Origin of the sequence: Winogradskyella undariae (assembly GCF_013285155.1) — a bacterium.
Taxonomy (GTDB): domain Bacteria; phylum Bacteroidota; class Bacteroidia; order Flavobacteriales; family Flavobacteriaceae; genus Winogradskyella; species Winogradskyella undariae.
In genome coordinates, this window is record NZ_JABTEL010000004.1 from 348,598 (window position 1) to 369,660 (window position 21,063).

The following is a 21,063-nucleotide window of genomic DNA, read 5'->3' on the forward strand; positions in this document are numbered from 1 at the left end:
TTAAACACTCTGCGAGTTTTGAGTCGCGTTATAAGCTTCAATTTTTGTTTTTAATATCATTTTTGCACGTGATAAATTAGATTTAGACGTTCCTACTGAAATTTCAATCAATTCACTAATCTCTACATGCGAATAACCATCCAGTACATATAAGTTAAAAACCAATCGGTATCTGTTAGGTAATTCTTGAATAATTTTGAGTAAAAAATCAATATTAACATCCGTATCGTTGAGGTCTACAGAAACGTCTTCAATGTTTTCTTCATTAATGATATCGTAAACACCAACATCTTTTCTGTAACGTTGCAAAGCCGTGTTAATAGCAATACGTTTTAACCAACCTTCAAAAGAACCTTTGTTATTATACTGCTCTATTTTATGAAATACTGTTATAAAGGTATCGTGCAGATTGTCTTCGGCCTCGGCATAGTTTTTTGAGTACTTAAGACAAAGCGAAAATAATTTACTTGCAAATTGCTTGTATAATTGGCTTTGAGCTTGAGCATCGTTGTTCTTACAATTTTTTATGAGTTGTTCTAAACTCAAATTGTTTGGGGATTAATTAATAATTAGTTTTTTTATTGAACTTTAAGCTTCTGGTCTTTCGTCTATAATAGGTACTTCTACTAAGAGAAACTGGTCAACACCTTCTTCATCTTTTCCTTGGTAAAATTTAAAAAGATATGTTTCATTACTTGTAACATAAAAGTTAAGGCTTACGGTTTCAGATTCTGGTGTTTCATCACAATTATCTTCTTGGTAAACATTGTTTTCTATCGCAACGATTCTTTCATTACCATCAATTGCATAATAAAAATCACGGAAGAAATAGCAAGAGTTAGGTTTTGTATAGGTCATGAAAATTTCATAAGTTTCCCCGTAAACAAAATATTCAGGAATATCTACACTTTCTATAGGCATAAAATTTACGTAAAATAAATCTGAATTATCATCGTCAATGCTACATGAGGTTAATGTTGTAATAAAAACAAGAATTAGTAAAGCGTATTTTTTCATATTAAAACATAGTCAATTATTATAGTAGATGTAAAAATGACAAAATGGTTGCGTTTTAAACCAAAAAAAATCCTGAAAGATTAATTTCAGGATTTTTAATTTCAATTATTTTGCTTCGTTTATCAGAGCTCTAACCTTCTCTTCTAGTTCGTCCATCAAATCCGGATTATCTTTAATGATCATTTTAACAGCATCACGTCCTTGTCCTAATTTGGTATCACCATAACTAAACCATGATCCACTTTTCTTAACAATTTCGTGCTCTACAGCAAGGTCTAAAACTTCTCCTACTTTAGAGATGCCTTGTCCATACATAATATCAAATTCAGCGAGTCTAAATGGTGGAGCAACTTTGTTTTTAACGACTTTAACACGGGTTTTATTACCCATTACATTACTATCGCTATCTTTAATTTGTGTAGATCTTCTAATATCCAAACGTACAGAAGCGTAGAATTTTAAAGCGTTACCACCTGTTGTAGTTTCTGGGTTACCGAACATTACTCCAATTTTTTCACGTAATTGGTTAATGAAAATCACAGTACAGTTTGTTTTACTAATAGAAGCTGTTAATTTTCTAAGTGCTTGAGACATTAAACGTGCATGTAAGCCCATTTTAGAATCTCCCATTTCACCTTCAATTTCACTCTTTGGTGTTAAGGCAGCAACAGAATCGACAACAACAATATCAATAGCACCCGATCTAATTAAGTTATCAGCAATTTCTAATGCTTGCTCACCGTTATCTGGTTGAGAGATGATTAAATTATCAATATCTATTCCTAATTTTTCAGCATAAGTTCTATCAAAAGCATGCTCCGCATCAATAAACGCAGCAATACCTCCTGCTTTTTGTGCTTCTGCAATAGCATGAAGTGTTAAGGTTGTTTTACCTGAAGATTCTGGTCCATATATTTCTATAACACGACCTCTAGGATAACCGCCAACGCCTAATGCAATATCTAATCCTAATGAGCCAGAAGAGATAGCTTCAACATCTACCACAGCTTGATCGCTCATTTTCATTACTGTTCCTTTTCCGTAAGCTTTATCTAACTTGTCTAAAGTTAACTTTAAAGCTTTTAATTTTGCGTCTTTTTCACTACTCATATCTTCTTTTTTCTTAGAATTCTTCATTAAATTATTATTCAAAAATAACACTTATTTTAATTAAAACATTTCTCGTTTTCAAATTACTACAAATGAAAGTGATGATTTTTAGTTTTTAAAATTGATTGGTCTCATTCGATGTTTATAAGGTATAAAAAAACCAGAACAAATAAATGCTCTGGCTTAATATATTAAATCGGTATTTCTATTTTAGAATAATCCAATATATGATGCATCAGTTGTTCCTGTTTGTAACGTTGCTCCAGTTGTAAAACCATCTGCACTTGTAGAACTAGGATCAAAAATGTAAACTTTACCTTCACCACCTAAAGATGCTAAAGCCATGTATAATTTACCATCAATTAGGCTTGCCCACTGGTATTGACGTAGCCATAAATCTAATGGTACATTCATTGTAGTTGCTGTTTTGTTATATATATCAATACGTACAACATCCCAGTTAGAGCTAGCACTATCTCCTAAGTCTGTATTTAAAACAGGTACATAGCCAATTCCGTTACCTACATAAAACCAACCTGTGTTTGCTTCTGCATTATGACCTAAAAGTGATTTAATATCAAACTTACCATAAGCTTCATCGTAAGTACCGTTGCTTATTTTCATCATTGATACATCTCCAGAAGTTACTAATTGGTAAGTGTCTCCATTTTCATCCTTATGAGCAACAGGTGTTCTATAGCCGTTAGTAGAACCTTGTGCTAATGTAGAAGTGATTGTTGTTTCATTCTCTAAAGAAGGATAATCTACAACCAAAGTTTCAACGTTATCATAAACCATAGTGCCATTTTCACCAGTTAATGCATCGTAAAAACGTTTAGCAACACCATAATATAATTTTCCGTTGGTAATAACGGGAGCATCAATTCTAAACGTATGGATACCTTCCCCAGATTCATCTAGGTTATAAGGAAACTCAAATGAAGTATTCTCTAAAACACTCATTGTGCTTAAATCTACACGCGCTAAAGTAACAGTAGCAGTGGTTTTTATATAAGGAGAAGTTTCGTCTGTTGGATCTTCATAGATATTTTCAGTCGTTACGTTATGTAACATGGCGTAGTTGTCGTCAATTTTTGTCCAACGTGGGTACGCAGTTCCCATTACGGCTTGGACATCTGTTGTTAAAAGTAAATTATAGGTTTGTCCACTGATGTAATCATATTTAGCGATGTCTCCACCACCATAATTTAAGTTGTATACCGTTTCTCCATCATCAGAAGTGTATAATCTTGCTGTACGTGTCGATGGAATTTCTTGACCGTAACCACTAAATGTAAATGTTTTATCAGGGTTATTAAGGTCTTCAACTGTTACTCCTTGTGTATAAGTTTCAGATTCCCCCGTTGGGCTAGACCCAATTACCAAGTGGTATGGTCTATAAGCAGAATCATTTGTCGATGTTGTTGAAGGTGAGTCATCTTCACTACACGAAAAAGTTGATAAAACTAATGCCGATATACAGGCGATACTTAAAATTGATCTAAAATTGAAATTCATAATATTTGAAATTATTATTTATAAAATTGAAAAAGTTAGTTTCCCGTAAAATCCTCTACCAGGCTTTTGAAGGGCGTAATTATCGAATAATTGTTTGTTTAATATGTTTTTTACATCAAAACTTAAAGAGACTTTGTTTTTAGGAAATGTATAAGCAAAACCAGCATCAAAAGAAACTTGGCCGGGAATTACAATTTTTCCAGAACCACCAAGAACACTACTACCTCTAAAAAATTCATGTACATACAATACATTAGTATAAGTCGATAACGTAGATCCTTTTTGAATAAAATTCTTGGTATTGAATTTTAAATTGTAATTCATTGTAAAGTAAGGCGTATTGGCAAGTCGCTCGTAACTTGGTGTTATAGGGTTTCCATTAACATCATAGGTTACATTGTAATCTCTGGCATTAAAAAATGATGTGTTAGCACTAAAGAAAAGTGCTTCGTTGTAATTATAATTTAAGGTAAAGTCGAATCCTTCAGTATAGATTTTTCCAATATTTGAGTTCTCAAAAAATTCTTCATTACTTCCTGTTGGAAATGACATAATTAAATCTTCGGTGTCTCTAATAAATATATTTGAAGTAATTCCGAAAGTGTGTTTCTTTAGTTGAATATTATCATAGGTGAAACCTAAATTATAATTGTTACTATGTTCTGGTTTTAAATTTACAGAGGCATTTAAATTTGAAGCTACATTACCAAAAACTTCGTCAGATTCAGGTAAGCGAATGGCTTTTTCTGCTGAACCAAATACCGTAATTTTAGGTGTGATTGAATAAGAAATAGAGCCTCCAAATCCAAAGTCATTAGAAGTGATATTGTTTTCGTCAATTATAATAGTCGATCCTGAGGTGTTAGAACTTCTTGTTCGTAACTTCGAAGTTCTATCCATGTAATAAGATTTTCCAAAAACGGAAGTTCTTAGTTTTTCATCAAAGGCTTTGTTTTCTAATGAAACCGTTAAGATGGATTTTAAATATTTACGTTCTTCTTTCAATGCATTTTCAGCAGCAGGAAGCATTGGGTCGTCAGAATCTCTAGTAAATGTATTTAGTAAGTGATTTAATTGAATAGTATTATTCTCGTTGATATGATAGGCTAGATTAGTACGAGTGTTTACCGTTTCATCTATGTCTTTTTGAAGTGTTGGGTCTCCTGCTTCAGCGCCGCTAGACCAAACATCTGGGTCATTAAAATAACTTGTTGGGTAACCTAACCAACTGTATTGTGTAGCAATGGTATCTATAGTTTTTCTGTTTAGGCGTGAGTAAGACACAAATGCACTTACATCTAAATTTTTCGCAATATTTTCTTTTGCAAAATCTAAGCTGTACATATTGGTGCTTTGCTCTGTGTGCCTATTTCCATAAACAATCTCCATGGTTGCACCAGTTTGTATTTGTTGATCCATATTAGAAAGTAAAACTCCAGCCAAAAGTTTATCTGCCCATTCAACATTTGTAAATCCAAATTCAGCTTTTCCTCCTTGCGACCTATATCTGTCATGAAAACGTTTGGCGTGTATATAAACATCCGGTGTTCCTGCAGACAGTGCTACGGCAACTTGATTCCCCCAAACTTCATAATCGTTATCGGCATAGTTAACAAAAGCAGAACCTCTAGCGGTAAACCCATTTTTGTTATTTCTGTAACCTCCATTAACGTCCGTTCTGTAAGTTCCAAACGATCCCGTAGAAATAGATGCTTTTAATTCATTTTTAGTAATATCATTTAATACAACATTTATAGCGCCACCCATAGCATCATCTGATAAATGTGGTGGTACAACGCCTTTGTAAACTTCAATACGTTTAATTAAAGAGGGAGGGATACTATTTAATGAAAATGAGGGTCCAAAATTTCGAATAGGTACACCGTCAATGAAAATTTTAACCGAATTACCAGTCATTCCATTTAAATTATAATGGGCATGAGATCCTAAACCACCAGATTGACGAACCCTAACCCCTGCAGATTGATCTAGCATTTCATTAACCTGTATAGATTGTATTGCAGCTTCTTTAGTTTCAATAACATTTACAGCAAAACCTTTTTCTTCAATTTTTTGCTGTACGGTTTTAGATTTTACAAATACTTCATCAAGTGCTGAAATCTCTAGAATAACATTAACTTCTTTGTTTTTTGAATCTAATTTTACAGAAACTATTTTAGGAAGATCGTTTAGTGAATAAAATGTAATGGTGTAATCTCCGTAAGGGATGTCTTTAAAATTGAATGAACCATTTACGTTAGAATTTGTTTCTTTTTCTACCTGATCACCTTTTAGGGCTATAAATATAGCTACTGCTGGTTCGTTAGAATTGTATTTCACTTTTCCGTAAAAATTCCCATTTTGACTAAAAGCTGTAAGGCTAGAAATCAGGACTAAGTAAAAAGAAAATATTTTGATTCTAAACACGTATAAATTTTTCACAAAAATATCCTTATTTATATTTATTCCAAATAAAAATAGCCTTTTTTTTAAAATATCTTTTAGTTGCAAATATCTTATGATTGCTAGGTTTTTACTTTTAAATTCCTGTTTTATTTTACTGTTGTTTTTTATTAATAAGGTTATAGGTCTTCAATTGTATTTGGTGTAGAAAATGAAAATCAATTTCTATACGCAACCCTTCAGTGATTTTTACATCTACTAAGTGAAAAAGGAAAATAATTGCTATGATTAAATTTAAAGAGTCGATTGGTTTTCGGCTTTTTAAATTTTTAAGTAATGTATTTGGTGTTTCAGTTGCTGTTAAATCCTCTGTGACTGTTAAACCGATGTAGATTAATTTTTAAGTTAGTAAGTTAATCAAGCACTATGAGATATTCTTAGTGCTTTTTTTGTGCTTCAGTATTTCGTTTTCGTTAAAAATGATACCTTTGCGGCTAATTATTCTTTAACCTTAAAAATTAGTATAGCATGCAACTGTACAATAACTTAAGTGCTAAAGAAAGAGCTGAACTTATTGAACAAGCGGGAAAAGAACGCTTAACAATCTCTTTCTACAAGTACGCCAAAATTAATAATACCGAAATTTTTAGAAATCACTTATTTCTTGCTTGGGATCAATTAGAGGTCTTGGGTAGAATCTATGTGGCTACAGAAGGTATTAATGCCCAACTTTCTGTACCTGCAGAAAATTTTGAAGCTTTCAAAAATCATTTAGATACCATTACATTTTTAGAAAACGTAAGATTAAATATCGCTGTAGAGCACGATAATTTTGCCTTTTTAAAGTTGAAAGTCAAAGTCCGTAAAAAAATAGTCGCAGATGGTTTAAACGATACGTCTTTCGATGTTACCAACAAGGGGGTTCACGTCAATGCTGAGAAGTTTAATGAACTTATTGAAGATCCAAACACTGTTTTGGTAGATATGCGTAATCATTATGAAAGCGAAATAGGTCATTTTAAAAATGCAGTAACTCCAGATGTCGATACTTTTAGAGAATCTTTAGATTTAATTGAAGAAGATTTAAGAGAGCACAAAGAAGACAAGAAGTTAGTAATGTATTGTACAGGCGGAATTAGATGCGAAAAAGCCAGTGCATACTACAAACATAAAGGCTTTAAAAATGTATTTCAGCTTGAAGGTGGAATCATTAATTACGTAAGACAAATTGAAGCACAGGGTTTAGAAAATAAATTCTTAGGTAAGAATTTCGTTTTCGATGAACGCAGATCAGAGCGTATTAGCGACGATGTCATTGCTCATTGTCATCAATGTGGTGAGCCAGCAGATTTACATACCAATTGCGCTAATGAAGCTTGTCATTTATTATTTATTCAGTGCGATTCTTGTAAAGAAAAAATGGAAAACTGTTGTTCTACAAACTGTATGGAAATAAACAGATTACCATTCGAAGAACAAAAAGCATTACGAAAAGGGCAAGGAAATAGTAACGATATTTTCAAAAAAGGCCGTGCCGATCACTTACCGTATAAAAAAGATTTAAGAAATATTTTTGAAACCTTAAAAACAGATAAAATATAAGTTGTTATGCAGAAAATAGAATTAATGGCACCTGCCGGTAATTTTGAATCCATGCAGGCAGCTTTAGATAATGGCGCAAATTCAATATATTTTGGAGTAGAGCAACTTAATATGAGAGCGAGAGCTTCAGTTAATTTTACTCTAGATGATTTACAAGAAATTGTAAAACGTTGTGAAGCCAAAAATGTTAGAACCTACCTTACTTTAAATACTATAATTTACGATCACGATTTATCGATTGTAAAAACCTTGATTAAAAAAGCAAAAGAAGCTAATATAACTGCTGTTATTGCTATGGATCAAGCAGTGATTGCTGTGGCAAGAGAGCACGGTATGGAAGTACATATTTCTACTCAAATTAATATCACTAATATTGAAACCGTAAAATTCTACGCGCTTTTTGCTGATACAATGGTGTTGAGTAGAGAGCTGAGTTTGCGTCAAGTAAAACATATTACAGAGCAAATTGAAAAGGAGCAAATAAAAGGACCTTCAGGACGATTAATAGAAATTGAAATTTTTGGTCACGGTGCACTTTGTATGGCTGTTTCTGGGAAGTGTTATATGAGTTTACATTCTAGTAATTCTTCAGCAAATAGAGGAGCTTGTAAACAAAATTGCAGAAAAAAATATACGGTTATTGATCAGGAAACTGGTTTTGAAATGGAACTAGATAATGAGTACATTATGTCGCCTAAAGATTTGTGTACTATTGATTTTTTAGATGAAATTGCAGATGCTGGAGTAAAGGTTTTAAAAATTGAAGGACGAGGTAGAGCACCAGAATACGTAGCGAATGTTATTAAGTGTTATCGTGATGCTATTGATAGCGTTAAAAATGATACCTATAATAAGGAAAAGGTGATTTTGTGGATGCAAGATCTGGAAAAAGTCTATAATCGTGGTTTTTGGAGTGGTTATTATTTAGGTCAAAAATTAGGAGAATGGAGTAAAGGATCAGGAAGTCATGCTACACAAAAGAAAGTGTATATTGGTAAAGGTGTTCATTTTTATCCTAAAGCTAAAGTTGGAGAATTTAAAATCGAAGCTTATGATCTGTCTATTGGTGATAAGATCTTAATTACAGGTCCTACAACAGGAGCAAAAGAGTTTCAGTTAAAAGATATGTTAGTTAATGATAAAAAATTAAATAAAGGAACCAAAGGAGACTCGATTACGATACCACTTGAATTCAGAATTAGACCTTCAGATAAATTGTACAAAATTGTTGAAAATAAAGTTGAAGCTTAATGGTCGTTATAACTTTACAACGCAATAAATGTATTGGCTGTAATTACTGTGTGGAAATGGCACCAAATCAGTTTCAGATGTCTAAAAAAGACGGAAAAACAGTTTTGCTAAACACAAAAGAAAAGAAAGGTTTTTATACTCTAAAATCAAATGATTATGAGATTTTAGAGGCTTGTGAAAATGCATCAAAAGCGTGTCCTGTAAATATCATTTCTGTTAAGATTAAATGATAGTAAACACGCTGTTTTAAAAGGTTTCTAAGTTATCGTGAAGTTGCAATAATAAATCAGATTTTAGCTAACTCAGGAAATAATCTTATCTTTACTCATTAATTATTTACGAATCCTCTATTTAGACATGTATTGTCTAGATTTAATATATAAATTTTATGGCTTGTAACAGTTGCTCAACTGGTAATGATGGCCAACCAAAAGGATGCAAAAACAATGGGACTTGTGGCACAGATAGCTGCAATAAACTTACTGTTTTTGATTGGTTAGCTAACATGTCGCTTCCTAACGGACAACAACCTTTTATAGGTGTTGAGGTACGTTTTAAAAACGGCAGAAAACAATATTATAAAAATACAGAAAACCTCACTTTAAGTATTGGGGATATTGTGGCAACACAAGCAAAAACGGGTCACGATATCGGAATGGTTACGCTTACCGGAGAATTGGTAAGCGTACAAATGAAGCGTAAGAAAGTTAGACTTGATGATGCAGAAAATGTTCTGAAAATATACCGAAAAGCATCACAAAAAGATATTGATATTTGGTCTGAAGCTAGAGATAGAGAAGAACCAATGAAGGTTAAGGCACGTCAGTTTGCTATTGATTTAAATCTGAAAATGAAAATTTCGGATATCGAATTTCAAGGAGATGCCAGTAAAGCTACATTTTATTATACCGCAGAAGAACGCGTAGATTTTAGAGAACTAATTAAAGTTTTTGCACGTGAGTTTAGAACACGTATAGAAATGAAACAAGTTGGCTTTAGACAAGAAGCAGCAAGACTTGGTGGTATTGGTTCTTGTGGTAGAGAGTTGTGTTGTTCTACTTGGTTAACCGATTTTAGATCGGTAAGTACATCAGCAGCGCGTTACCAACAATTATCGCTTAATCCTTTAAAACTTGCAGGACAATGTGGTAAGCTTAAATGTTGTCTTAATTACGAGTTAGATGCTTACTTAGACGCCTTAAAAGCATTTCCAAAGTCCGATGTAAAATTGTACACCGAAAAAGGGAATGCTGTTTGCCAAAAAACCGATATTTTTAAAGGTTTAATGTGGTATGCTTATGAGGGAGAATGGATGAACTGGCATATTATTACTACAGAACAGGCCAATGAAATTATTGAGAAAAATAAGAAAAGGGAAAAGGTAGCTAGTTTAGAAATGTATGCTGTAGAGCAGATACAAGATCCTAAAACCGAATTTGAAAATGTTGTTGGTCAAGATAGTTTAACACGTTTCGATAATCCAAAACCGAATAAGAAACGTAAAACCAATAAGAATAACAGAAATAATACCAATAATACCAAAAACAAACCTAGAAATAGAAACCGTAATCAAAATATTAATGCAAAGCCAAAGCAAAATTCAAAGCCAAATGCTAAGAACAATTAAGGCATTATTTTTTGGAATTATAAGTTGTTTTTTTGTGGTGAGTTGTGATTCTAATGCAGTCTTTGATACTTACAAATCAGTACCTAAAGAATGGCACAAAGATTCTATTGCTTCATTTAATTTTAAAGCACCAGACACTTTAAAGAATTATAATTTATATGTTAATTTAAGAAATACAGATGCTTATAAGTTTAGTAATTTATTTCTTATTGTAGAATTAGATTATCCTAACGGCAAGGTTGTTACAGATACTTTAGAGTATAAAATGGCAGCTCCTAATGGGGAACTTTTAGGAACGGGATTTTCAGATTTAAAAGAAAATAAATTGTGGTTTAGAGGTTATAAAGAGCCGTTTAAATTTAACGAAGAAGGAGAATACATTGTTAATATTCAGCATGCCATGAGAAAAAATGGAGATGTTAATGGTGTAGAGTTTTTAAAAGGAATTACAGATATTGGTTTTAGAGTAGAAAAAGCTCAAAAAGAGTAAATATGGCAAAAAAGAAAGTAGTAAAATCTAAGTCAGAAACATTAGATTTTTCAAAATATGTACGTTGGTTTTGGATATTATTTTTAGCTGGTATCTCAGCTATTGTGTTATTGTTTTTATTCGCGTCTTGGGGATTTTTAGGTGAAATGCCCGATTATACAAGATTAGAAAATCCGGAAACTAATTTAGCTTCAGAAATTATTTCTTCAAATGATGAAACATTAGGGAAGTTTTATTTTGACGATAACAGAACTCCAATTGGTTTTAAAGATTTACCTCAAAATTTGGTCGATGCATTGGTTGCAACAGAAGATATCCGATTTTATGAACACTCTGGTATTGATGGTAGAGGAACTTTGAGAGCTATTTATAAATTAGGCGCTGGTGGTGGAGCAAGTACCGTTTCTCAACAATTAGCAAAAAACTTATTTACAAAACAGGTTTCTTCAAATATTATTGAGCGTCTTTCTCAAAAAGTAAGAGAGTGGGTTATTGCTATCCGTTTAGAACGTCAATATACTAAGGAGGAAATAATAGCGATGTATTTTAATATTGTTGATTTTAACAACAATGCAGATGGTATTCGTAGTGCTTCTAGAATATATTTTGGAAAAGAACCAAGAGATTTAGATACTAAAGAATCTAGTATGATTGTTGGGATGTTAAAAAACCCTTCGTTATACAATCCTAGACCTCACAAAAATCCTGTTGGTGTTAGAAATAGACGTAATGTTGTTTTGGCTCAAATGGCTAAATATGATTATATCACAGAAGAAGTAAAAGACTCTCTTCAAAAAACAGAATTAGATTTAAACTATTCACCAGAATCTCACCGTGAAGGTATTGCGACTTATTTTAGAGAATACCTTAGGGGTTTCATGAAAGATTGGGCAAAGGATGATCAGAATAGAAAACCAGATGGTAGTAAATATAGTTTATATACTGATGGTCTTAAAATTTACACAACAATAGATTCTCGCATGCAGAAATATGCAGAAACGGCGGTTGAACAACACATGTCTAGATTACAAGCAGAGTTTGATAATCAAAATACACCAGACCGTAATAAAACAGCGCCATTTTTAGATCTTTCAAAATCTGAAGTTACTAAGCTAATGAATGACGGTATGAAGCGTGGAGAACGTTGGAGAATACTTAAAAAGCAAGGAAAGTCTGAGAAAGAGATCCGTGCTTCATTTGAGGTACCAACAGAAATGAGAGTTTTTAAATGGGTGAATGGTAAAGCAGGTGAAATAGATACTATAATGAAGCCTAAAGATTCTATGCGTTATTATAAATCATTTTTACGTACAGGGATGATGTCAATGGATCCACAAACAGGTCATGTTAAAGCTTGGGTTGGTGGTATAGATTACAGAAATTTTCAATACGATATGGTAAAACAAGGGAAGCGTCAGGTAGGATCTACCTTTAAACCTTTTGTTTACGCTACTGCTATTGATCAATTACAATTATCGCCTTGCGACTATTTTCCAAGAACACAAATTACTATTGCTGCTAATAAGTTTGGAAATCCAGAACCTTGGACAACTAAAAATTCTGATGGTAATTATTCAGGTGAGCAAACGCTTAAAGATGCTTTGGCAAGTTCTACAAATACAGTTACGGCAAGGTTAATGAATGAAATAGGACCTCAACCTGTTGTAGAAATGGCTAAGAAATTAGGTATTGAACAAGATATTGTACCTGTGCCCGCAATTGCTTTAGGAACAGCAGATATTAGTGTTTACGAAATGGTTGCTGCATATTCTACCTTTGCTAATAAAGGAGTTTATAACAAGCCTGTTATGGTAACACGTATTGAAGATAAAAATGGAACTATCTTATATCAAGTTGCACCAGAAAGTAGAGATGTATTAAGTGAAGAAGTTGCTTATGTAACTGTTAATCTTATGGAAGGGGTTACAAAAGCAGGTTCTGGTGGACGTTTAAGAACTAAAGGAGTAGAAAAGTATAATAAAATGTATCAAGAAGTGATGACGGGTTATCCTTATGATCTTCAGAATCCAATAGCTGGTAAAACAGGAACAACACAAAACCAAAGTGACGGTTGGTTTATGGGTATGGTGCCCAATTTAGTAACTGGTGTTTGGGTTGGTGCAGAAGATAGAGCAGCGCATTTTAGAACAATTACTTATGGTCAAGGTGCTTCTATGGCATTACCAATTTGGGGGCTTTATATGAAAGCTTGTTACGCAGATGAAACTTTAGATGTATCTACAAGTAATTTTGAAAAGCCTTCTAATTTAACAATCAATATAGATTGTGAAGCTAAAGATGAAGGTGATCTTGTTGGCGATGATAATCCTGAAGATAATGTTGATTTCGATTTTTAAAAAATCTCAACTTAGGTATTCCATTTTATGATTTTATATTATTAATTTGATACTAGTTTTTGTATTTTTCAAATGCAAAAACTAGTACCTATGATTAATAAAAAAGTAGATAATATTTCTCAGGCACTTAAGGGTGTTACTGATAATATGACCTTTATGTTTGGTGGTTTTGGCTTATCTGGAATTCCTGAAAATGCCATTGCTCAGCTCGTAAAACTAAATATTAAGGGGTTAACCTGTATTTCTAATAATGCAGGGGTTGATGACTTTGGTCTAGGTCTGTTACTACAGCAAAAGCAGGTCAAAAAAATGATTTCATCTTATGTTGGAGAGAATGATGAATTTGAACGTCAAATGCTTTCTGGTGAATTAGATGTCGAATTAATTCCGCAAGGCACACTAGCCGAACGTTGCAGAGCAGCTCAATCTGGGTTTCCTGCGATATATACACCCGCAGGTTACGGAACAGAAGTAGCCGAAGGAAAAGAAACTAGAGAATTTGATGGGAAAATGTATGTCTTAGAACATGCTTTTAAAGCCGACTTTGCTTTTATTAAAGCTTGGAAAGGTGATGCCGCAGGGAACTTAATTTTTAAAGGAACTGCTCGAAATTTTAACCCAAACATGTGCGGTGCTGCTAAAGTAACCGTTGTTGAGGTTGAAGAATTAGTTCCGGTTGGAACATTAGATCCTAATCAAATACACATTCCCGGAATATTTGTTCAACGTATCTTTCAAGGTGAAACTTATGAAAAACGAATTGAGCAACTTACAGTAAGACAACGAGGTTAAAGATTGTCAATCCTATTTATTAGGATAGGAATCTCCAAATAGAGTTATAATATTAATTAAATAGATTTCTGCCTCGGCAGAAATGACAGAAGATATGTTAGACAAAAACGGAATCGCAAAGCGCATTGCACAGGAAGTTAAGGATGGTTATTATGTTAACTTAGGTATAGGTATTCCAACCTTGGTAGCTAATTTTGTGAGAGAAGATATTGAAGTCGAATTTCAAAGTGAAAATGGAGTCTTGGGTATGGGGCCATTTCCTTTTGAAGGCGAAGAAGATGCAGATGTTATTAATGCAGGCAAACAAACAATAACTACTTTGCCAGGAGCATCATTTTTTGATTCAGCAACAAGTTTTGGTATGATTAGAGGTCAACACGTAGATTTAACGATACTTGGTGCTATGGAAGTTTCTGAAAAAGGTGATATCGCTAATTGGAAAATACCAGGAAAGATGGTAAAAGGAATGGGAGGTGCTATGGATTTAGTAGCAAGTGCAGAAAATATTATTGTTGCAATGATGCATACCAACAGAGCAGGTGAGTCTAAATTATTAAAAAATTGCTCTTTACCTTTAACAGGTGTTGGTTGTGTAAAGAAAATTGTAACAAATATGGCGGTGATAGAAGTTACTCCAAAAGGATTTCAGCTTTTAGAACGTGCGCCAGGAGTTTCTGTCGAGGCTATTATTTCTGCTACGGAAGGTGAATTAATTATTGAAGCTGAAATACCGGAAATGAATGTGTGAAAAATAAATTTTATTTGTAAGAGCTGCTAATTTTAGCTGCTTTTTTTTGAAGGTAAAATCTTTTAAATGTTAAATTAAAATGTATTTCAGCGATTTATTAAGTGTTTAAGCGGTTAATGTTAAAATATATTAGATATTGCTGTATCTAATAAAAGAAATATATTAGAAAACGTAAGTTACCATAAACTTAATTTCCTTTTTGCCCCAAACCTATATTGAAATATTGATTATGAAAACTAAATCAAGCTTACCAAACCCTACTTTAACTGAAAATCATGAATTTTCAGTATTAGAAAGCACTTTAGAGTTTATCTCTGATGTTTTTAAATTAACAAAAAGAGTATTCATGCTATAATCCTTTAGGAATAGCATGAATCAGCTTTTTTGTATACTCTTTTTTAGGGGAAGCATATATTGTATCTGCATCTCCAATTTCTTCAATTTTTCCTTTATTCATTACTAATAACTGATCTGCCATATATTTTACAACGGCCAAGTCGTGTGAAATAAATATATAAGTGAAGCCAAATTGCTCCTTTAAGTCATTTAATAGATTTAAAACTTGTGCTTGTACTGAAATATCTAAAGCCGAAACAGACTCATCACATACAATAAGCTGAGGTTCTAAAGCAATAGTCCTTGCTATACCTACACGCTGACGCTGACCTCCTGAAAATTCATGTGGATAGCGGTCAAAAGCAGAAGCATCTAAGCCTACTTTTTCTAAAATTTCAATAACCTTTTCTTTTCGTTCTTTATTTGAAGATCCTATATTATGAACCGTCATGGGTTCTAAAATAGCATTACCAACAGTTAATCTTGGATTGAGCGAAGCAAATGGATCTTGAAATATAATCTGAATATCTTTTCGTAACGTTCGCATATCCGAAGTATTCAAATTTGTAATGTCTTTCCCTTTATATAATATTTGTCCAGAAGTCGCTTTGTCTAACTGTAAAATAGCATTTCCTAAAGTCGATTTTCCGCAACCAGATTCACCAACCAAGCCTATCGTTTCTCCTGGGTAAACTTTAAAGCTTACACCATCTACGGCATTAAAAGGTTTGTCTTTCGTAAACCATCCCGTTTTGGATAGGTATGTTTTTTCAACATCAATAACTTCTAATAAAGGGTTTTGAGCATATAATTTGTTGTGGTTTTCAATTCTGTTTTCATCAGAAATAATGGTTTTACTTACGCTGTTATTCATAAAGTCATAGATTGTCGGTAATTGTTTTAATCTAAAATCTGTTGATGGTCTAGCGCCAATTAACGCCTTGGTATAATTGTCTTTTGGATGATTAAATATGGTTTCGGTTGTGCCTTGTTCTACAATTTCACCTTTATACATCACTAAAACACGGTCTGCTAATTCCGAAACTAAAGACAAATCATGAGAGATAAACAGAACGCTCATTTTTGTTTCAATTTGAATCGTTTTAAGCAACTCTAAAATCTCTTTTTGTACAGTAACATCTAAAGCTGTGGTTGGTTCGTCTGCAATCAGTAATTTAGGTTTGCAAGCAATAGCCATGGCAATCATAACACGCTGTTTTTGTCCTCCGGAGATTTCATGAGGATACGCTTTATAAATTCGGTCGGGATTAGGTAGCTTTACTTTATCAAAAAGATTTAGAACTTCGGATTTAATTTCTGAATTAGATAATTTAAAATGTTGTTTTAAGATTTCTTCAACTTGTTTACCACAGCGCATAGAAGGATTCAAAGAACTCATAGGTTCCTGAAAAATCATGGCAATTTCTCTTCCTCTTATAGCTTGAAATTCTTTATCAGATAGATCCACCAAGTTTTTATCTTCAAATTGAATGGTTCCAGATGTAATTTTCGAAATCTGTTTAGGTAATAATCCCATTAAGGCTAGTGAAGAAATAGATTTACCAGATCCAGATTCGCCTACAACGGCTACAATTTCATTTTTATTGATATGAAATGAGCTATTTTTTATAATTTTATTTTCAATTCTATCCTTATAAAAGGAAATATTTAAACCTTCAACTTGAAGTAATTTTTGATCTGCCATAAGAGAGATTTGAATCTAGAAAACTAGATTACACATGTTTTATTTCATTATCTTGAAGCAATTTGTCGCCTCTTAATCTTAAAAATATTTGTGCGACTGCAATTGTATCTTTTTCGCAATAAACAACAATTCTATTTATTTCTTTCGTTTTGTAATAGACGTGATAAACTTCACTACCATCAATATCATCTTTAGGTGAAGGAATGCCTAATACATTAGTTAATAATTTTAATGACGTATAGGTTTTAAAATCACCAAATTTCCATAATTCTAAAGTATCTAAATGAGGTACTTCCCAAGGTTTCTTTCCAAATAAATTTAGTTTTTCTGGCAATTCTATATGGTGAATAATCATGCGTCTTGCTATGTATGGAAAATCGAATTCCTTACCATTATGAGCACACAGTAAATACTTATCAGAATTAAAATGTGTGTTTAGTAAGTTTTTAAAATCATTTAAAATTTTTATTTCATCACCGTAAAAGGAAGTCACTCTAAAACTTCGAATTTCTTCTTCTATGTTAAAGTAGCCAACCGAAATACATACAATTTTACCAAATTCAGCCCAAATGCCTGCTCGGTCATAAAACTCTTCTGCTGAAAATTCTTCTTTTCGCTGGTAACGCGACTTGGCATTCCAAAGGTCCTGTTTTGCATTATCTAAATCTGAAAAATTTTCTGTTTCAGGAACGGTTTCTATATCTAAAAATAGAATGTTTTCTAAGTTGAGTTTGCTAATCATGTATTGTGTATTTGGCAAACCCAACAGGTTTTAAAAACTGAAAGGTTTAGCGTTTTACTTTTCCATCATGGAATAAGCTTCGTCTATAAAGGTATAAAAATCAGGTGAATGTGCATTACCTTGTGCTTTTGCAACCGTATGTCCTAGTCTGATTACCATAACGTTATCTTCAGGAATTACAATTACATACTGCCCTAAGTGACCACGCATGTAAAAAATGTTTTTATTTTTATGTTTAGCAATCCACCAACCATAGCCATACATTGGACCGTTTTTAAAACGCGGGTGTACCGATTTTGAAACAAATGTAGAATCTAAAATTTGTTTGCCATTCCATTTTCCATGGTCTTTAAATAGTTTTCCGTAACGCGCAAAATCTTTTGCATTACTAGCAATACAGCAATAAGCTTTTACTAAATCGTGATCTTCACTATCTACTTGCCAAAGTGTTTCGTTTTCCGCACCTAAAGGTTTCCAAAAGCTTTCTTCAAAATACTTATATAATTTTTTACCGGTTGCTTTTTCAATAACCATAGCTAACATTTGAGTGTCTCCACTTGCATATTTGTAGCTTTTTCCAGGATCTGTTGCCATTTTTAAGCCATTCATAACTTTAGATAAGTCATCATCAAAGTAGGCACGTGTGGTAATAGAAAAAGGAGAATAGTAGGCTTCATCCCAATTTGTACCAGAGCTCATGCTAGATAAATCACCAACCGTCATTTTTGCCGCTTTTCCATCACAAAATGCAGGAAGGAAATCGCAAACAGGTTGGTCTAAACTTTTAATATATCCATCTTGAATCGCTTTTTGCATCAATCCAGAAACGTAACTTTTAGCCATAGAAAAACTATTCGATTTAGAATTTTCATTAAATTCATCGTAATAATTCTCAAACCAAATGCTATCATTTTTAATAATAACATAGGCAATGGTACCTGAAGATTCGTTTAGCTTTGTAAGCTCTTCTGTTTCTGAGGCGCTGTTATAATCTTTATGATTTGGCCAAGGTTCAGGTGTTCCTATATTAATGGCTTGGTTATCAAATTGTTTGTAGTCTTCTAAATATGCTGTTTTGTGGCCATTCATATATATGGTTCGTACAGCTTTTAATAAATAATCGGTATCCGTTATGTAAAGTGCAGCAATAACAACTGCCAATAGAATAACAATGAATTTAAGTGCGTTTTTTAGAAACTTCATTTGTGGTAAGTGTTAATTAGTTGCTTGACGTTTTTTTAATTTGTCTTTATAAAATTGTTTGTCAGCGATATATAGTGTTTTATTAAATGTAGCAATTATATTTTGGTTATCATCTACAAGACTCATTGTTTTAAGAATGTCAGTTTCTTTATTTTTTGATATTGAGTCTTTTATGTTTTTAACTTCTTGTTCAGAAAATATAAATTCACCATAAATTGTTGTTCTTGCAGGTCTTTTATAACGTGCTTCTACTGCTTTATCCCAAACAACGTAATCACTACCAAGGATCTGAATTAACTGTATCATGTAGATTGGGTCTGTAGCAGCAAGCATACTGCCTCCAAATAAGGAACCGGCATAATTCCGGTTTTTCCAATTAAGTTTGAGTCTTATTTTTACGTAGTGTAGATCGTCACTTACTTCAATAAGTTTAGCAGTTGTCCGTCTATACATAGGCGACCAATTAAAACCGTATTTATAGATTGTTGAGGTTTTAAAAAAACGTTTTAAAAATTCGGTAGCAACTTTGTACATCAATTAAAATAAGGTTTGTTGTTTGTTTTCGCTCTCGTGATTAAGTAACCATTGTTTTCGGTGTAAACCACCAGCATAACCGGTAAGACTTCCGTTGCTTCCAATAACGCGATGACATGGAACAATAATCCAAAGTGGGTTTTTACCATTAGCATTAGCAACAGCTCTAATGGCTTTTGGGTCGCCTAATTGCTTAGATAATTGAAGGTAAGATATGGTTTTACCTAAAGGAATATCTACTAAAAGTTTCCATACTTTTTTCTGAAATTCTGTACCCTCAGGATTTAGATTTAAGTTGAATGTTTTTAGAGTACCTTCAAAATAATCTTGAAGTTGATTAGCACAATCCTCAAGTTCATGAGGAATTATATCTGTGATTTGTTCTTCAGTATTTAGTATGCTAACTTGAGTAATACCATTTTCATCTCCAATAATTTTTGCGTAACCTAAAGGAGAATTAATGATGCACGAAACCATTTTCTATTCGTTTTCTGGTGTTTTTTCCTCTTCAATAATACCTAGTTTCTTCGCTCTAGCTTCCCAGCTTTTTCTAGCTAAAGATTGTAAGTCTGAAACGTTATCACTTTCATCCATGATTTCTAGACCTAGAAGAGTTTCTATAACATCTTCCATAGTTACAATTCCACTAACAGAACCATATTCATCGACCACTAAAGCCATATGATTTCTGCTTTCTACTAACTTTTCAAATAGTTTAGGAATAGGTAGATTTCGTTCAATAACAATAATATTTCGTTTAAGATCAGATAATTTTTTAGATCCATTATCTAAGGCCATTTCTTTAAAAACTTCATCTTTTAAAACTAAGTTTTGAATGTTGTCTGCATCTCCTGAATATATAGGGATTCTACTAAATCGTAGATTCATATTTTCTTTAAAAAACTCCTTTACAGTCATGTTTTCATCCACAGTTTTCATTACTGTTCTAGGTGTCATTACATCCTTGGCAAAAACTTCTTTAAAGGTGAGTAGGTTTTTTATAATCTTACTTTCATTTTCTTCAAAAACCCCTTCTTCATGTGCAATATCTGCCATTGCAGCAAAACTTTCTCTGTTTAAAACACTTCCGTGTCCTTTTCCGCCAATGAGTTTTGTGGTTAACTGAAGCACCCATAAAATACCGGTGTATTTAAGAGGGAATATTAAAATATTAAGAGCTTTAGATGTAAAGTTGGCTAACTGTTTCCAGTATGTTGCCCCTATTGTTTTTGGAATAATTTCTGAAGCAACTAAAATTAGAATAGTCATTACGGTAGATACAATGGCTACCATTAAATCTTCAGTAATAGTAATACCTAAAATGGTTCTTTCTGTAGTGCCATACATTTCGGCATAAGCTACTTTAGCTTGTACACCAACTAAGATAGCACCAACCGTGTGGGCAATAGTGTTTAATGTAAGAATAGCAATTAAAGGACGGTCAACATCTTTTTTTAATTCTTCTAGTTCCGTAGCATAAACTTTGCCTTCTTTCTTTTTAAGATTTATAAATGTAGGTGTTAAACTTAAGAGTACAGCTTCTAGAATAGAACATATAAAAGAAAAGAATATAGATATGACAGCGTAAAAAATAAGTAAGCCCATTAATAAATAAGTGTTTTAGTTAG

At 32.8% G+C, this 21,063-nt stretch carries 20 protein-coding genes; 9 read left to right on the top strand and 11 right to left on the bottom strand.

Going from position 1 to position 21,063, the window contains the following annotated elements; all coding sequences use genetic code 11:
* The 5 genes from HSX10_RS08090 to HSX10_RS08110 all read right to left on the bottom strand — a co-directional run bounded on the left by HSX10_RS08090 (nucleotide 1) and on the right by HSX10_RS08110 (nucleotide 6,087).
* Nucleotides 1-546 (bottom strand): RNA polymerase sigma factor, encoded by a 546-nt coding sequence (locus HSX10_RS08090; RefSeq protein WP_173587698.1) that lies wholly within the window; start codon nucleotides 544-546, stop codon nucleotides 1-3.
* A gap of 42 nt (nucleotides 547-588) precedes the next feature.
* Nucleotides 589-1,017 carry a hypothetical protein gene (locus tag HSX10_RS08095; protein ID WP_173587699.1) on the bottom strand — a complete coding sequence of 143 codons (429 nt, stop codon included), beginning with the start codon at nucleotides 1,015-1,017 and terminating at the stop codon, nucleotides 589-591.
* Between the two features lie 105 nt (nucleotides 1,018-1,122).
* Complete coding sequence (gene recA, locus HSX10_RS08100; protein ID WP_173587780.1) at nucleotides 1,123-2,127, bottom strand: recombinase RecA; 1,005 nt, start codon at nucleotides 2,125-2,127, stop codon at nucleotides 1,123-1,125.
* Between the two features lie 210 nt (nucleotides 2,128-2,337).
* Entirely contained in the window at nucleotides 2,338-3,645 is a 1,308-nt protein-coding gene (locus HSX10_RS08105; protein ID WP_173587700.1) for a DUF4374 domain-containing protein, read from the bottom strand.
* A gap of 18 nt (nucleotides 3,646-3,663) precedes the next feature.
* Nucleotides 3,664-6,087, bottom strand: coding sequence for a TonB-dependent receptor (locus HSX10_RS08110; RefSeq protein WP_173587701.1), 2,424 nt, complete (start codon nucleotides 6,085-6,087; stop codon nucleotides 3,664-3,666).
* A 489-nt stretch (nucleotides 6,088-6,576) separates the two neighbouring features.
* Between HSX10_RS08110 and trhO the strand changes: the two genes are divergently transcribed.
* From trhO to HSX10_RS18825, 9 genes are all read left to right on the top strand, one after another.
* The gene (gene trhO, locus HSX10_RS08115) at nucleotides 6,577-7,650 is read left to right on the top strand and encodes an oxygen-dependent tRNA uridine(34) hydroxylase TrhO (protein ID WP_173587702.1); all 1,074 of its coding nucleotides are present in this window, start codon (nucleotides 6,577-6,579) and stop codon (nucleotides 7,648-7,650) included.
* A gap of 6 nt (nucleotides 7,651-7,656) precedes the next feature.
* Entirely contained in the window at nucleotides 7,657-8,901 is a 1,245-nt protein-coding gene (locus HSX10_RS08120) for a peptidase U32 family protein (RefSeq protein WP_173587703.1), read from the top strand.
* Entirely contained in the window at nucleotides 8,901-9,131 is a 231-nt protein-coding gene (locus tag HSX10_RS08125; protein WP_173587704.1) for a ferredoxin, read from the top strand. Before HSX10_RS08120 ends, HSX10_RS08125 begins: the two co-directional genes overlap by 1 nt.
* A gap of 158 nt (nucleotides 9,132-9,289) precedes the next feature.
* Nucleotides 9,290-10,528 carry a PSP1 domain-containing protein gene (locus HSX10_RS08130; protein ID WP_173587705.1) on the top strand — a complete coding sequence of 413 codons (1,239 nt, stop codon included), beginning with the start codon at nucleotides 9,290-9,292 and terminating at the stop codon, nucleotides 10,526-10,528.
* Nucleotides 10,512-11,018, top strand: a complete 507-nt coding sequence (locus tag HSX10_RS08135; protein WP_173587706.1) for a gliding motility lipoprotein GldH — start codon at nucleotides 10,512-10,514, stop codon at nucleotides 11,016-11,018. Before HSX10_RS08130 ends, HSX10_RS08135 begins: the two co-directional genes overlap by 17 nt.
* A 2-nt stretch (nucleotides 11,019-11,020) precedes the next feature.
* Complete coding sequence (locus tag HSX10_RS08140; RefSeq protein WP_173587707.1) at nucleotides 11,021-13,375, top strand: penicillin-binding protein 1A; 2,355 nt, start codon at nucleotides 11,021-11,023, stop codon at nucleotides 13,373-13,375.
* 90 nt (nucleotides 13,376-13,465) lie between these two features.
* Nucleotides 13,466-14,167 (top strand): CoA transferase subunit A, encoded by a 702-nt coding sequence (locus tag HSX10_RS08145; protein WP_173587708.1) that lies wholly within the window; start codon nucleotides 13,466-13,468, stop codon nucleotides 14,165-14,167.
* 94 nt (nucleotides 14,168-14,261) lie between these two features.
* A complete protein-coding gene (locus tag HSX10_RS08150) occupies nucleotides 14,262-14,915 on the top strand; it encodes a 3-oxoacid CoA-transferase subunit B (RefSeq protein ID WP_173587781.1) in 654 nt (217 codons plus the stop codon).
* 229 nt (nucleotides 14,916-15,144) lie between these two features.
* Nucleotides 15,145-15,270, top strand: a complete 126-nt coding sequence (locus tag HSX10_RS18825) for a hypothetical protein (RefSeq protein ID WP_256928796.1) — start codon at nucleotides 15,145-15,147, stop codon at nucleotides 15,268-15,270.
* Here HSX10_RS18825 and HSX10_RS08155 read toward each other — a convergent pair.
* From HSX10_RS08155 to HSX10_RS08180, 6 genes are read right to left on the bottom strand one after another with little or no spacing between them, the layout of a single operon-like run.
* A complete protein-coding gene (locus HSX10_RS08155; RefSeq protein ID WP_173587709.1) occupies nucleotides 15,265-16,956 on the bottom strand; it encodes an ABC transporter ATP-binding protein in 1,692 nt (563 codons plus the stop codon). The genes HSX10_RS18825 and HSX10_RS08155 overlap by 6 nt on opposite strands.
* Before the next feature lie 28 nt (nucleotides 16,957-16,984).
* Nucleotides 16,985-17,698: a 3'-5' exonuclease gene (locus tag HSX10_RS08160; protein WP_173587782.1), complete on the bottom strand. Its 714-nt coding sequence runs from the start codon at nucleotides 17,696-17,698 to the stop codon at nucleotides 16,985-16,987.
* Between the two features lie 54 nt (nucleotides 17,699-17,752).
* Entirely contained in the window at nucleotides 17,753-18,901 is a 1,149-nt protein-coding gene (locus HSX10_RS08165; RefSeq protein ID WP_173587710.1) for a serine hydrolase domain-containing protein, read from the bottom strand.
* Nucleotides 18,902-18,913: 12 nt separating this feature from the next.
* Nucleotides 18,914-19,435 (bottom strand): PaaI family thioesterase, encoded by a 522-nt coding sequence (locus tag HSX10_RS08170; protein ID WP_173587783.1) that lies wholly within the window; start codon nucleotides 19,433-19,435, stop codon nucleotides 18,914-18,916.
* Nucleotides 19,436-19,438: 3 nt separating this feature from the next.
* Nucleotides 19,439-19,912, bottom strand: coding sequence for a methylated-DNA--[protein]-cysteine S-methyltransferase (locus tag HSX10_RS08175; RefSeq protein ID WP_173587711.1), 474 nt, complete (start codon nucleotides 19,910-19,912; stop codon nucleotides 19,439-19,441).
* 3 nt (nucleotides 19,913-19,915) lie between these two features.
* Nucleotides 19,916-21,040, bottom strand: coding sequence for a CNNM domain-containing protein (locus tag HSX10_RS08180; RefSeq protein ID WP_173587712.1), 1,125 nt, complete (start codon nucleotides 21,038-21,040; stop codon nucleotides 19,916-19,918).
* Between the last annotated feature and the right edge of the window lie 23 nt (nucleotides 21,041-21,063).